We start from the raw sequence: 14559 nt of genomic DNA on the forward strand, positions 1-14559 counted from the left end.
CGGCCGGCATGCCGCCCGCGCCGCCCTGCTCCGCCATCGGCGCTACGCGCGGCACTCCGCCGGCGCATATTTCGCGGGCAGCGTCGCCGCTTCGCCCGGCAGTGGCCCGGCCCCCGGCGCGGGCAGCGATGACGCCCCTTTGCCGGCGGCGAAGCACTCCCACGCGATCGCGCCGGCCTGCATCGCGCCCTTTTTGAGCGGCACGCGTGCGGTGGGCGCGTCGGCCTTGTCGGGCGCGGACGGCACGAGCACCAGCGTATTGGTGCCGGCCGCGGCGACGCGCGTGGTGAACGCGACCGTGATCTGGCCGGTCTCGCCGTCGATCACAACCGATTCGACGTTGCGGGTCGCGGCCGGCGGGCTGTAGCCGCCGTCGAGGCTCGCGCCGCTTGCGGCGTTGTCGGCAACGGCGAGGCGCGCGGACGACGCAAGCGCGAGCCCTTCGCCGACGCGCGAGCGCGCAAGGTAATCCTGGTACGCGGGAATCGCATAGGCCGCGATCACGCCGACGATCGCCAGCACGATCATCAGTTCGATCAGCGTGAAGCCGGCCGGCCGCCAGCGCGGCGACGGCCGGTTCGCGCGCCGCAGATCGGCGGCGACGCGACGGAACAGGGAAACGGAAAAGGCTTCGAACATGGCAGGCTCCGGAAACGAAAAACGCCTGCCGATAAAGGCAGGCGTCTCGATCGTAGCCAGCGGACCGTGAATCCGGCAGTCGGCCGGACGGCCAATGTCAGTGCGCGTGTGGTACGTCGCGGCGCTTCCTGAGCGTGTAACCGATCGCCACGACGAACAGCGCGCCCGCGATGCTCGCGCCGTAGAGGACCTCCGGCGTATCGAGCACCGGCCAGCGGTCGCCGACCGGGTCATTCACGATCAGCCCGCCCGCGATCCAGCCGAGCAGGCCCGCGCCGAATGCCACGAAGATCGGGAAACGGTCGAGCAGCTTCAGCACCAGCGTGCTGCCCCACACGATGATCGGCACGCTGACGACGAGCCCGAAGATCACGAGCGCGATCCGGTGCGACGGGTCGGCCTGTTCGGCCGCGCCCGCGATCGCGATCACGTTGTCGAGGCTCATCACCGCATCGGCGATCACGATCGTCTTCACGGCGTCCCACAGCCGGCTGGCCGGCTTGATGTCGTCGTGCGCGCCCTCGACCGGCGCCATCAGCTTGATGCCGATCCACAGCAGCAACAACCCGCCACCGAGCTTCAGGAACGGCACGTCGAGCAGCGCGACCGCAAACGTGATCAGCGCGACACGCAGCAGGATCGCCCCCGCGGTGCCCCAGATGACGCCGCGCAGCCGCTGGTTCGCGGGCAGGTTGCGGCATGCGAGCGCGATCACGACGGCGTTGTCGCCGCCGAGCAGGATATCGATGATGACGATCTGGAGAACGGCGCCCCAGTGGAGCGACGTGAGGAATTCGAGCATGGCGTGACGGGCAGGACGGCGGCCGCCCGCGGGCGACCCGGTTCATTGCCGGCACATGCGCGATGCATGCCCGGTGCTTACGAATTCATTGCGCGAGCATAACAAAAAACGCCGGCAAAGCCGGCGTTTTCTGCAGGACGAACCCACGTGGAAATATTACAGCGCCTTCTTCAGCAGACGGCCCATTTCCGACGGGTTGCGCGTGACGGTGATGCCGCACGCTTCCATGATTTCCAGCTTCGCTTCGGCCGTATCCGCACCGCCCGAGATCAGCGCGCCGGCGTGGCCCATGCGCTTGCCCGGAGGCGCCGTGACGCCCGCGATGAAGCCGACGACCGGCTTCTTCATGTTGTCCTTGATCCACTCTGCCGCATTGGCTTCGTCCGGACCACCGATTTCGCCGATCATCACGACCGCGTCCGTATCCGGATCGTCGTTGAACATCTTCATCACGTCGATGTGCTTCAGACCGTTGATCGGGTCGCCGCCGATACCGACTGCCGACGACTGGCCGAGGCCGAGTGCCGTCAGCTGGGCAACCGCTTCATACGTCAGCGTGCCCGAACGCGACACGACGCCGATGCGGCCCTTGCGGTGGATGTGACCCGGCATGATGCCGATCTTCAGTTCGTCCGGCGTGATCGTGCCCGGGCAGTTCGGCCCGAGCAGCAGCGTCTTGCGACCTTCGCGACGCATGCGGTCCTTCACTTCGATCATGTCACGGACGGGGATGCCTTCCGTGATGCAGATCGCGAGATCCAGGTCGGCTTCGACCGCTTCCCAGATCGCAGCGGCTGCGCCTGCCGGCGGAACGTAGATGACCGACACGGTCGCGCCGGTTTCTGCCTTCGCTTCCTTGACGCTCGCGTAGATCGGAATGCCTTCGAAATCTTCGCCGGCCTTCTTCGGGTTCACGCCCGCGACGAATGCTTCGCGGCCGTTTGCGTATTCACGGCAGGCGCGCGTATGGAACTGACCGGTTTTGCCGGTAATGCCCTGCGTGATGACCTTCGTGTCCTTGTTGATCAGAATCGACATGTATTTTGACCTCTGTTCGATTGGCGTCGCGTATGAACCGCGCCGCCATGCGTGTTCATTAGCGCGCGCTTACTTGCCTGCGGCTGCCGCGACGACCTTCTGCGCAGCTTCTTCCATGCTGTCCGCCGAGATGATCGGCAGGCCCGAATCGGCCAGCATCTTCTTGCCGAGGTCCTCGTTCGTGCCCTTCATGCGCACGACGAGCGGCACGTTCAGGTTCACGGCCTTCGAACCGGCAATCACGCCTTCCGCGATCACGTCGCAGCGCATGATGCCGCCGAAGATGTTCACGAGGATCGCCTTCAGATCCGGGTTCTTCAGCATCAGCTTGAACGCTTCGGTGACCTTCTCGGTCGTCGCGCCACCGCCGACGTCCAGGAAGTTCGCCGGTTCGCCGCCGAACAGCTTGATGGTGTCCATCGTCGCCATTGCCAGGCCCGCGCCGTTCACGAGACAGCCGATGTTGCCGTCGAGCGAGATGTACGCGAGGTCGAACTTCGACGCTTCGATTTCAGCCGGATCTTCTTCGTCCAGGTCGCGGTACGCGACGATTTCCGGGTGGCGGAACAGCGCGTTCGAGTCGAAGTTGAACTTCGCGTCGAGTGCGATGACCTTGCCGTCGCCGGAGACGTTCAGCGGGTTGATTTCAGCCAGCGATGCGTCGGTTTCCCAGAATGCCTTGTACAGGCCTTGCAGGATCGCGCGTGCTTGCGGAATCGAAGCAGCCGGCACGCCGATCTTCGCGGCGAGGTCGTCGGCTTGCGCGTCGAGCAGGCCCGTCGACGGCTCGACGATGACCTTGTGGATCAGTTCCGGGTGCTTTTCGGCGACTTCTTCGATGTCCATCCCGCCTTCGCTCGAACCCATCAGCACGATCTTTTGCGAGATGCGATCGACGACGAGGCTGACATACAGTTCCTGCTTGATGTCGGCGCCTTCTTCGATCATCAGACGGTTGACCTTCTGGCCTTCCGGACCGGTCTGGTGCGTGACGAGCTGCATGCCGAGAATCTGGTTCGCGTATTCGCGAACCTGCTCGATCGACTTCGCCACCTTCACGCCGCCGCCCTTGCCACGGCCGCCTGCGTGAATCTGAGCCTTCACGACCCATACCGGGCCGCCGAGCTCTTCTGCCACCTTGACGGCCTCGTCAACCGAGAACGCCGGCTTGCCGCGCGGTACCGCGACTCCGAATTTCCGCAGGATTTCCTTACCCTGGTACTCGTGAATCTTCATGCGTGATTCCCTTCAGTCTGAGAGTTGGATGAAAAGTCGCTTTAGACGCTTCTTCGAATGATTTCCGTTCATTCCTTCGTGCTGCCTTCACCGGGCACGTCCGGCCGGCTCGCGCCATACCAGCGCGGGTAGTACTGCCGCACGACCTCGCCGTCGAACCGCAACGCCCGGCAGCGGCCGAGCTGGAAAGGCGCTTCGTCGTGCACGCCGTCATGGTCCGGCCCTTCGCCCCCCTCCTCGCGCACGTTCCACACGTCACCGGCGAATGCCTGGATCGCTGCCGTCGGCAGCACGGCGCACAGTTCGGTGAGGTGGGAGCAGCCTGCGACGCCGGCGAGCAGCCGGTTCGCGTTGCGGCGGAAATTGCGGAAGAGATTGAGCCCGATGAGGGCCCGATAGGCGGGAGAGGCGGATTGACAGTGACCGGGATAGGGAACCCATTCCGAAGACGCTTCGGCGTCGACGACATTGAGGTCACGATCGATAGTCACGCGCAGCCAGAGTTCGTGGATCGGCAGGCCCTGGGGCCGGATGCCCGACGCAAGCGCGACATCGCGCGGCTTGTGGTCGGTCAGGCAGGCTTCGATGTCCCACAAGCCGTCGCCGCGCTCGTAAGCTTCCGCTCGGATTGCGCGTTGATGTCGCAACTGACGGGGCACGGGCTCGGATAGCGGCATGCTGGAGGTTGAGGCCGAAGAGGAAAACCCGTGGATTTTAGCATATTGGGTATTTGAGACAGGTGGACGCGACGGCGGGTATTCCCGCCTGTCCGGAATCGGTTGCGTTGCAGCAAAATCGCGCGCCACGCGCGCGATCGGCGCGGTCAGTCGTCGATCAGGAAATCGTCGCCGACCTTCAGCAACTTCACGATGGTCGCACTCGAGAAGCCGCGCGCGGCGAGAAAGCGCGCCTGCTTCGCACGCTCGGCCGGCGTTTGCGGCAGTGCACCGAATTTCTTGCGCCAGACCGCCTGCGCACGCGCCCATTCGGTCTCGCGGAGTTGGGCATTCACCTCCTCGACGAGCGTGTCGCCCACCGCATGGCGCTTCAGCTCGCTGACGATGCGTGCGACGCCGACACGCGACGCGCGACGATGCACGAGACTCTCGGCAAAGCGGGCATCGGACAGCCAGCCTTCCTGTTCCAGCGCATCGAGCACCGGCTCGACGGATTCGTCTTCGCCGACGTAGGGCGCGAGCTTGCGCGCGAGTTCCGTGCGACTGTATTCACGGCGGGAGAGATAGCCGAGCGCGCGGCCCTTCAGCGATCGCTGAGGCTTCGATGACTTGCGCTCGGTAGCGCCCGGAGCGTCACCTGATGACGTGCCGGAAGAAGCACCCGGCGCGCGACGTGTGCGGCGCGGATGCTGACTGCTGCGCGTATAAACATCCTCCCTGGCCGGCGCCGATGCATCGGCTGCGCGATCGCCCGGGAAGCTGACACCGGAAACACGACGGCGGGAGCGGTCGTGCGCGTCGAACGATTCATCGTCGTCGAACGGATCGTCCGGTGCGGCAATCTCAAACGAAACGAGGGCATCGTCGGATGCCCTCGTCGCGGTGCGGTTCGCGGCATCGCTGCCTGCGCCCCGCCGATCGGCGCCCGAGGATCCGGCTCGCCGGCCGGAGCGACCCGCCGTTTCGGGCGCGTCGCTCTCCTCCGGCTCGCCAGCCTGACCTCGGCGCCCGACCATCACTCTTCTTCGTCCATCGCCTCGGCTTCGTCCTGGCCTGCACCATCGGGCATGGCGACCACGCCAAGCGATTCGCGAATGCGGTTCTCGATCTCGCGTGCGATTTCCGGATTCTCGCGCAGGAATTCACGCGCGTTGTCCTTGCCCTGACCGATCTTCTCGCCGTTGTAGCTGTACCAGGCGCCGGCTTTGTCGACGATCTTCGCCTGCACGCCGAGATCGATGATCTCGCCCTGACGCGAAATGCCTTCGCCATACAGGATGTCGAAGATCGCTTCGCGGAACGGCGGCGACACCTTGTTCTTGACGACCTTCACGCGGGTTTCGTTGCCGATCACCTCGTCGTTCTTCTTGATCGAGCCGATCCGGCGGATGTCGAGACGCACCGACGAGTAGAACTTCAGCGCGTTGCCGCCCGTCGTGGTTTCCGGGTTGCCGAACATCACGCCGATCTTCATCCGGATCTGGTTGATGAAGATCACCAGGCAGTTCGTGCGCTTGATCGTGCCGGTCAGCTTGCGCAGCGCCTGCGACATCAGGCGGGCCTGCAGACCCGGCAGCGAATCGCCCATCTCGCCTTCGATTTCGGCCTTCGGCACGAGCGCCGCGACCGAGTCGATGACGATCATGTCGATCGAGCCCGAGCGCACCAGCGCGTCGGTGATTTCAAGCGCCTGCTCGCCGGTGTCCGGCTGCGAGATCAGCAGCTCCGGCACGTTCACGCCGAGCTTCGACGCGTACTGGACGTCGAGCGCGTGCTCGGCGTCGATGAAGGCTGCGGTGCCGCCGATCTTCTGCAGTTCGGCGATGACCTGCAGCGTGAGCGTGGTTTTACCGGACGATTCCGGGCCGTAGATTTCGACCACCCGGCCGCGCGGCAGGCCGCCGACGCCGAGCGCGATATCGAGACCGAGCGAGCCCGTGGACACGACCTGGATGTTCTCGGCCGCCTCGCCGTCGCCCATGCGCATGATCGAGCCCTTGCCGAACTGCTTTTCGATCTGGGCAAGCGCGGCGGCCAGCGCCTTGCTCTTCTCGGCGGTCATCCCGGAGCCCTTCTTGCTATCTTCCATGAATCGTCCTTTGCTATGATGAGCAGCGTCTGTTAGAGGCGCGCCACTTTCAAGCGCTGCCCACGAATGCAGACACTGTATAAAAAAACAGTGTTTTGTGCAAGCCCGCAATGCAGAGCGTTGTACACGAATAACTTCGGAGACAGCCGGCCGGCGCGAACGCCCCGCCGGCCATCGGTCAGCACCATGCGAATTCTCATCGCGGAAGACGACAGCATACTCGCGGACGGCCTCACCCGGTCACTCCGCCAATCGGGCTATGCGGTCGACCACGTGAAGACCGGTGTCGACGCCGATACCGCGCTGTCGATGCAGACATTCGACCTGCTGATCCTCGATCTCGGGCTCCCGAAAATGCCCGGGCTCGACGTGCTCAAGCGCCTGCGCGCCCGCAATTCCAATCTCCCCGTGCTGATCCTGACGGCCGCCGACAGCGTCGACGAGCGCGTGAAGGGGCTCGACCTCGGCGCCGACGACTACATGGCCAAGCCGTTCGCGCTCAACGAGCTCGAGGCGCGCGTGCGCGCGCTGACCCGACGCGGCGCGGGCGGCGGCCCGACCGTCGTGCGCCACGGCTCGCTCGCGTTCGACCAGGTCGGCCGGATCGCGTATGCGAACGATCACGTGCTCGACCTCTCCGCCCGCGAGCTCGGCCTGCTCGAGGTGCTGCTGCAGCGGATCGGCCGGCTCGTGTCGAAGGAGCAGCTCGTCGACCATCTCTGTGAGTGGGGCGAGGAAGTCAGCAACAACGCGATCGAAGTCTACGTGCACCGGCTGCGCAAGAAGATCGAACCCAGCGGCGTACGGATCTCGACCGTGCGCGGCCTCGGCTATTGCCTCGAAAAGGTCGCGCCCGCCGCGCCGGCCGACACGGCAGCGCCCCAGCCCGCGGTGGCCGGCACGCCGCTGCGCTGAACCCGGGCGTCGCCGCGATGGCCACGCCGGCCCATACCCGCCCCCCGACCGGCGCGCCGTCGTCGGCCGCCGACGAAGCGCGCGACGCTCGCTACGAGAACCCGTTTGCGCCGCCCGACGAAACCGATGCGCCCGAGGCGCCGCGCCCGCGCTCGCTGTTCGGCGAGATCCTCGACTGGATGCTCGCGCCGCTGCTGCTGCTGTGGCCGATGAGCATCGCCGTCACCTATCTGGTCGCGAAGACGATCGCGAACGGCCCGTTCGACCGCGCGCTCGAGACCAACGCCTATGTGCTCGCGCGGCAGATCCATCCGGTGAACGGTGTCGCCGAGCTGACGCTGCCGGAGCAGACCCGCGACTTCCTGCGCGCGGACAACGTCGACAGCGTGTACTTCCAGGTGCTCGGCACGCGCGGCGAGCTGGTCGCGGGCGAAGCCGACATGCCGCTGCCGCGCGACGAGGACCGCCCGCCGCCAGGCGTCGTCATGTTCCGCGACGACCTGCTGCGCGGCAACGACGTGCGCGTCGCGTATACGACGGTCGCGCTGCCGCTATCGGGCAGCCCGCAGCCCGTGCTCGTGCAGGTCGGCGAAACGCTGGACAAGCGCAACGCGCTCGCGAACGACATCATCAAGGGCGTGATCCTGCCGCAGTTCGTGATCCTGCCGCTCGCGATCCTGCTGGTCTGGTTCGGGCTGTCGCGCGGGCTCGCGCCGCTCAACGCGCTGCAGGCGCACATCCGCGCGCGGCGGCCCGACGACCTGTCGCCGGTCGAGGCGCAGCGCGCGCCGCCCGAGATCGAGCCGCTCGTCACGTCGTTCAACGACCTGCTCGCCCGCCTCGAACAGAACATGGCGCTGCAGAAGCGCTTCATCGCCGACGCCGCCCATCAGATGAAGACGCCGCTCGCGGGCCTGCGCACGCAGGCCGAGTTCGCGCTGCGCCACCCCGTCCCGCCCGACGTGCAGCGCTCGCTCGAGCAGATCGCGACGAGCTCCGAGCAGGCCGCGCGGCTCGTCACGCAGTTGCTTGCGCTGGCGCGCGCCGAGAACCGCGCGAGCGGGCTGACGTTCGAGCCGGTCGAGATCGCCACGCTCGCGCGGCGCGCGGTGCGCGACTGGGTACAGGCCGCGCTCGCGAAACGGATGGATCTCGGCTACGAAGGCCCGCCGGACTCGCCGGACCCGCCGGACGACAGGCCGCTCGACGTCGACGGCAATCCGGTGATGCTGCGGGAGATGCTCGGCAACCTGATCGACAACGCGATCCGCTACACGCCGGACGGCGGCCGCATCACGGTGCGCGTGCGCGCCGAGCCCGCGGCGCGGCTCGTGCATCTCGAAGTCGAGGACACCGGGCCGGGTATCCCGGCCCCCGAACGCGAGCGCGTCGTCGAGCGCTTCTACCGGATCCTCGGGCGGGAAGGCGACGGCAGCGGCCTCGGGCTCGCGATCGTGCGCGAGATCGCCACGCAGCACGGCGGCACGCTGACGCTCGACGATCATGTGTACCAGCACGCACCGCGCCTCGCCGGCACGCTCGTGCGCGTCAGCCTGCCGCTGGCCGACACCGCCCCGGATTAACCCTGACGTGCGCCGCCGCAACACGCCCCGATCGAGTCAAAATCTGAGATTTACCAGAAGTTCAAAGCACTTCGCAGCACGATGGGCGCACGAAACAACCGATTCGGCGCGGGTTAACCTGCAGTCGTTTTGTACGCGCGAGTCAGTCGGCCGTAAGTTTCCGTACCAATAATCCTCGACAGGCCCGTCCACCCAAGGCGGCCGCACATCTATATCAAGGGACTTGGAGACGACTCATGGCAACGTTAGGCGGGCAAATTTCCCACTCGCCGATGACGGGCGAAGAGAAGAAAGTGATCTTCGCGTCGTCGCTCGGCACCGTGTTCGAGTGGTACGACTTTTACCTGGCCGGCTCGCTCGCGGCCTACATCAGCAAGAGCTTCTTCTCCGGCGTCAATCCGACCGCCGCCTTCATCTTCACGCTGCTCGGCTTCGCGGCCGGCTTCGCGGTGCGACCGTTCGGCGCGATCGTGTTCGGCCGCCTCGGCGACCTCGTCGGCCGCAAGCACACGTTCCTCGTGACGATCGTGATCATGGGCGTCTCGACGTTCGTGGTCGGCTTCCTGCCCGGCTACGCGTCGATCGGCATCGCCGCGCCCGTGATCTTCATCGCGATGCGGCTGTTGCAGGGCCTCGCGCTCGGCGGCGAGTACGGCGGCGCGGCGACCTACGTCGCCGAGCATGCGCCGGCCAACCGTCGCGGCTTCTACACCGCGTGGATCCAGACGACCGCCACGCTCGGCCTGTTCCTGTCGCTGCTCGTGATCCTCGGCGTGCGCACGTTCATCGGCGAGGAAGCGTTCGGCAGCTGGGGCTGGCGCGTGCCGTTCGTCGCGTCGATCCTGCTGCTCGCGGTGTCGGTGTGGATCCGGTTGCAGCTGAACGAATCGCCGGTGTTCCTGCGCATCAAGGCGGAAGGCAAGACGTCGAAGGCGCCGCTGACCGAAGCGTTCGGCCAGTGGAAGAACCTGAAGATCGTGATCCTCGCGCTCGTCGGCCTGACCGCCGGCCAGGCCGTCGTGTGGTACACGGGCCAGTTCTACGCACTGTTCTTCCTCACGCAGACGCTGAAGGTGGACGGTGCGAGCGCGAACATCCTGATCGCGATCGCGCTCCTGATCGGCACGCCGTTCTTCCTGTTCTTCGGTTCGCTGTCGGACAAGATCGGCCGCAAGCCGATCATCCTCGCGGGCTGCCTGATCGCGGCACTGACCTACTTCCCGCTGTTCAAGGCGCTCACGCACTACGCGAACCCGCAGCTCGAGGTCGCGACGCAGAAGGCGCCGATCACGGTCATCGCCGATCCGGCCGCCTGCTCGTTCCAGTTCAACCCGGTGGGCACGTCGAAGTTCACGAACTCGTGCGACGTCGCAAAGAGCGCGCTCGCGAAGGCCGGCCTGAACTACGAGAACGTCGCGGCACCGGCTGGCGCGACGGCCCAGATCAAGGTCGGCGACACGGTGATCCCCGCCTATGAAGGCAAGGCGGCCGACGCGAAGGCGCAGGGCGCGGCGTTCGACAAGACGCTCGCGTCGACGCTGAAATCGGCCGGCTACCCGGCGAAGGCCGACCCGGCGCAGCTCAACTGGCCGATGACGATCGTGATCCTGACGATCCTCGTGATCTACGTGACGATGGTCTACGGCCCGATCGCCGCGATGCTGGTCGAGATGTTCCCGACGCGGATCCGCTACACGTCGATGTCGCTGCCCTATCACATCGGCAATGGCTGGTTCGGCGGCTTCCTGCCGGCCACCGCGTTCGCGATCGTCGCGGCGAAGGGCAACATCTACTCGGGCCTCTGGTATCCGATCGTGATCGCGCTGGCCACGTTCGTGATCGGCCTGCTGTTCGTCAAGGAGACGAAGGACTCGAACATCTACGCGCAGGATTGATCGCGGGTGCGCAGCGGGGACGGTCGGCGGAAAGTCGCCTTCCGGGGACCGGCTCCCGCCCGCAATGAAGGCCGGCACGGGCCGCCGGCAACTTTTTTCGGGAAAGATGGAAAAAGGTATTGACAGCCGACCGTCCGATCGACATAATTCAAGTCTTCGGCGAATTAGCTCAGTCGGTTAGAGCGACGGAATCATAATCCGCAGGTCCGGGGTTCGAATCCCTGATTCGCCACCAAATGCGAAAGCCGCTGTTTCGAAAGAAACAGCGGCTTTTTCATTTGTTCCGCCAAAAACACACGCCAATGCTCCAGTACCGGCTCATGCTTTCGTGGCCACGATGATCGTGCCATTGCGCTCGAGACCGAAGTGGATACGCAACCGATGCCGGCACCGCTCTCCGTAAAAAGACGATCCACTCGCCGATGCCTGTATGCGGCGATACCGAACGGTGCAAAAGTCGATACCCGGCGCAATGGCACCCGGACCACCGCGGCGCGAGCACTACACCGCACTTAGAATCGGTATGTCCAAATTTCTGCTGCATCCGGGCATAACGTCAATGAAAAAACGCCTCGCATGCTTCCTGTCGGTTCTGATCGGCATCGCCATCCCGCTCGCCTGCCATGCCGACCCTCTGCCAGACACCACCGTCGACGGCCTGCACTGGCGATTCGAGCAGCTGCGCGACACCGGACACGACGACGATTACGAAGTGGCCGCCCGTCGAGGCGAACAGGTCCTGATCTGGGACAACGGCAAGAACCGGCAAGCTTATGCGGAAGCCGTTTTCCTGCTGGTCTCCGCTCCCTACGATCAGGTGCAGCCGCTGGTGCAGCGCGTACTGCAACGGACGAGCCCGGTCACAGCCAGTGCCAATAGCTGGCAGCTGCAGAATTTGCCGGACCCCTGGAGCCGTGTGCTGTTGTCGCGCCGGCCGGACCTGCGCGCAGCCATCGCCGACCACGCGACCCTGCCGAAACTGCAGCGGGCGCTGCAACAAGGCGCGATCACCCGGCAGGAACTGGACTGGCGCATGGATCAGGCTCGGGCACGCGTCGACCGGCTGTTCCAGGGCTCGGGCGTGCCTGCGCTGCAGTCCACCTACGCCTTCTGGGAAGCCCGCCAGGACCACAGCGATGGCATCACCGGTCAGTACCGAAGCGCGCTGTTCGTCCGGGTGCAGGACGTCAGCGCGATATTCGGGCATCCGGCGACGGTCGTTCAGTTCGGTCGCATCGACTCCCGGCCCAACCCCGACTACAGCCTGTGGAAAGCACTGACACTTCAGGACCTGGACATATTCAGCGGCAACCGGACCCAATCCAGCAGGACAGGCATATCCGTCGTACCGGGCGACGTGTTCACGGCATTGTCCGACGCGCTGTCCGCACTGCCGGCCAGGCTGGAAATCGCCACGTCGCCCACTGCATGGCAATTGCCGTCGACACCGTCGACGCCGCCCCCCGCAATCAAGCTGGTCGCGCCGGACCAGAGCGCCCCGGTCATCAAGCCGTCGATCATCCGCTGGGACAAGTTCGTGACCGACCCGTCGCAACGCACGTTGCTGTACCCGCACGACATCCTCGGCCTGCCGGATGGCAGCCTGCTGTTCAGCGCCCAGGTGGCCGACAACCGCGGCTGGAACGAGTATGTGTGGCGACTGCACGCGGGCAATGATGGGTTGCAGGCGGACGAAGTCTGGCACGGCAAGGACGGCCCGCGACGGATGATGATCAATGGCGACGGCAGCGCCGTCTGGTTCGACGGCCAGCCGGACGCCAAGAGCAAGCCATGCCTGTACCGATATGACCTCGCGAGCCGCAAGGTCGATCGTCATGAAGTCGTCTGGCCGAGCGAGACCGATTGGCGAGACCATCAGATGAGCGATTTGCACTGGATTCTCGACGACGATCTGCCGGCCAATTTCTGGCATGACATCCGGCATGACGAGAAGGACGAGAACCCGGTCGGTTCCGCGTTCCTGACCGTGCAGCGCCCGGCGTCACCACCGTCGGGCGCCGACGATCCATGGCCGTTCGTCACCACGCTGTCATCGGTACGCCAGTCGCTGATGGACGAGATCAGCAACGGCAGCAATGCCCTGATCTGGCCGGTACGCTGGCGGCCTTCCGGGAGCTACTGGACGGAGGATTCGCAAGGGCTCGCCGAGCTGGACGCCCACACCGGCCGCACGCTGCGTACGATCGCCTTACCGCAGCGCTTCGGCACGCCGGATTCCTTCAGCGCCGCCGGTGTCGCGCAATGGGTGCCCAAGCCGCTCGGTTCGCCGCAGGGTCAATGGATCGCGACAGGCTTCGTGCTCCTGCTCGACGACGACGGCAGCATGCCGCCTCCCATGAAATATCCCGGCCCGAAACGGGCGCGCTTTGTCGGCATGCACGTGGTGGATCTCAAGAGCGGGCACGTGCTGTCGGCCCTGCTGGGCAGCGCCGACAACTTGAAGGCCGCCGCTCGTTCCGCGAACGGACGCTTCCTTGCGATGGGCACGACCTACACCACAGGCGGCTGGAAGCATCGCGTCACACTCTGGGACGTCGCACAGGGCCGCACACCCGTGCAGCTCGACACATCGTCGATACCCAGAGACAGCGAGATCCAGGCGCTGGCCTTTTCGTGGAGCGGTTCGGCGCTGTGGGCACTCGGCACGCGCGAACTGATGCTGTGGCAATTGCCCGCCGCGCTGCGCGATCATGCGACACGTGGCGCTGCTCCGGATCAATCCCGCAACTGAAGCCATGGCATCGACTGGCCGCCGACTTCCACGATCGGCGAAAATCTGACACGCGTTCGACCGGTCGGGCCTCTGCCAGCTTCTCCATGACCGGACTCCGCAGTTGCCCGATCGACAACGAAAAATTCCGAGGATCAGATGATGGACCGTAACGAATCGAACAGCGACAAGCCGCGCGGACGCACGAGACGACGTCGGCTGGTGGCAGGTGTCGCGGTCGCCGCGATCGCCGCCGCCGTGGTGGCAGGCGTGCGATACATGTCACCGCCGGGCGGCCTGGACAAGCGCGAGATCGACGAGATTCTGAAAGCCGCGCTCGCGGACAAGAACACGGCGCCGACCGACGCCTGCGTCAGCTTGAGCGGCGCCGAGCTGCCCGCCGACGTCACGGCGGCGAGCTTGCTGAGAGTGGACGGGACGGTCAGGAAAGACGTGCAGGCGCTCATCAACCGCGGCCTGATTACCGTCAAATTCGACGCGGGCAAAGGGAAGCCCACCATCAGGAATCCGGATTACGAGGCGAGTGACAAGCATGTGCGCTTGAGCCACATCGAGCTCACCGCGCTCGGGAAGCCCTATTACCGATATCACGAACTCGAGTCGACTGATCCTTCGTCACCCGGCGGCAGCGTCCTGTACATGATGAATCTGTTCTGCGCGCACGTTTCATATGGCGGCGTCGAAAAATTCATGACGCCCTCCAAGAATCCGTTCGACGACAATCCGCATCTGGTGACGTGGGTCAATTTCCTGTGGAAACCGGACAAGCAAGCGACGCCGTGGCTGGCAGACCCGGACCTGCTGAGCGCGCTGTCGTTCTTTCCCGAAGACGATGGCTGGGCCCACAAGGGGATCCTGCTCGAGCGGGACGACAACGCGCACTGGGCGCTGGGCGACAATCCGTACACCATCCGCTGGTAGCGGCGGCATCCC

Annotated in this window: 12 protein-coding genes and 1 tRNA gene; 6 read left to right on the forward strand and 7 right to left on the reverse strand. The window is 65.5% G+C overall.

Annotation, left to right across the window (positions count from 1 at the left end; genetic code table 11):
• Nucleotides 1-42: 42 nt before the first annotated feature.
• The 7 genes from CFB82_RS14845 to recA form a co-directional block, all read right to left on the reverse strand.
• The gene (locus CFB82_RS14845) at nucleotides 43-639 is read right to left on the reverse strand and encodes a pilin (RefSeq protein WP_069248768.1); all 597 of its coding nucleotides are present in this window, start codon (nucleotides 637-639) and stop codon (nucleotides 43-45) included.
• 97 nt (nucleotides 640-736) lie between these two features.
• Nucleotides 737-1441, reverse strand: a complete 705-nt coding sequence (locus CFB82_RS14850) for a TerC family protein (RefSeq protein ID WP_089484523.1) — start codon at nucleotides 1439-1441, stop codon at nucleotides 737-739.
• A gap of 156 nt (nucleotides 1442-1597) precedes the next feature.
• Nucleotides 1598-2479, reverse strand: a complete 882-nt coding sequence (sucD, locus tag CFB82_RS14855) for a succinate--CoA ligase subunit alpha (protein WP_006477916.1) — start codon at nucleotides 2477-2479, stop codon at nucleotides 1598-1600.
• A gap of 69 nt (nucleotides 2480-2548) precedes the next feature.
• Nucleotides 2549-3715, reverse strand: a complete 1167-nt coding sequence (sucC, locus tag CFB82_RS14860) for an ADP-forming succinate--CoA ligase subunit beta (protein ID WP_006755512.1) — start codon at nucleotides 3713-3715, stop codon at nucleotides 2549-2551.
• 68 nt (nucleotides 3716-3783) lie between these two features.
• Complete coding sequence (locus CFB82_RS14865) at nucleotides 3784-4392, reverse strand: DUF2889 domain-containing protein (protein WP_089484524.1); 609 nt, start codon at nucleotides 4390-4392, stop codon at nucleotides 3784-3786.
• 146 nt (nucleotides 4393-4538) lie between these two features.
• The gene (recX, locus tag CFB82_RS14870; RefSeq protein WP_089484525.1) at nucleotides 4539-5408 is read right to left on the reverse strand and encodes a recombination regulator RecX; all 870 of its coding nucleotides are present in this window, start codon (nucleotides 5406-5408) and stop codon (nucleotides 4539-4541) included.
• Entirely contained in the window at nucleotides 5408-6481 is a 1074-nt protein-coding gene (recA, locus tag CFB82_RS14875) for a recombinase RecA (RefSeq protein WP_089446337.1), read from the reverse strand. The genes recX and recA overlap by 1 nt, the downstream gene beginning before the upstream one ends.
• 186 nt (nucleotides 6482-6667) lie before the next feature.
• Here recA and CFB82_RS14880 point away from each other — a divergent pair, with 186 nt between their 5' ends.
• The 6 genes from CFB82_RS14880 to CFB82_RS14910 all read left to right on the forward strand — a co-directional run bounded on the left by CFB82_RS14880 (nucleotide 6668) and on the right by CFB82_RS14910 (nucleotide 14547).
• Nucleotides 6668-7396, forward strand: coding sequence for a response regulator transcription factor (locus tag CFB82_RS14880; protein WP_041492943.1), 729 nt, complete (start codon nucleotides 6668-6670; stop codon nucleotides 7394-7396).
• Between the two features lie 17 nt (nucleotides 7397-7413).
• Nucleotides 7414-8979, forward strand: coding sequence for a sensor histidine kinase (locus CFB82_RS14885; RefSeq protein WP_089484526.1), 1566 nt, complete (start codon nucleotides 7414-7416; stop codon nucleotides 8977-8979).
• Between the two features lie 236 nt (nucleotides 8980-9215).
• Nucleotides 9216-10874, forward strand: coding sequence for an MFS transporter (locus CFB82_RS14890; RefSeq protein WP_089484527.1), 1659 nt, complete (start codon nucleotides 9216-9218; stop codon nucleotides 10872-10874).
• 158 nt (nucleotides 10875-11032) lie between these two features.
• A tRNA-Met gene (locus CFB82_RS14900) sits at nucleotides 11033-11109 on the forward strand.
• Between the two features lie 288 nt (nucleotides 11110-11397).
• A complete protein-coding gene (locus tag CFB82_RS14905) occupies nucleotides 11398-13626 on the forward strand; it encodes a hypothetical protein (RefSeq protein WP_143750911.1) in 2229 nt (742 codons plus the stop codon).
• Nucleotides 13627-13764: 138 nt separating this feature from the next.
• Nucleotides 13765-14547 (forward strand): hypothetical protein, encoded by a 783-nt coding sequence (locus tag CFB82_RS14910; protein WP_069248775.1) that lies wholly within the window; start codon nucleotides 13765-13767, stop codon nucleotides 14545-14547.
• Nucleotides 14548-14559 lie beyond the last annotated feature (12 nt).

It is taken from the genome of Burkholderia sp. HI2714 (genome assembly GCF_002223085.1).
Classification (GTDB): domain Bacteria; phylum Pseudomonadota; class Gammaproteobacteria; order Burkholderiales; family Burkholderiaceae; genus Burkholderia; species Burkholderia lata_D.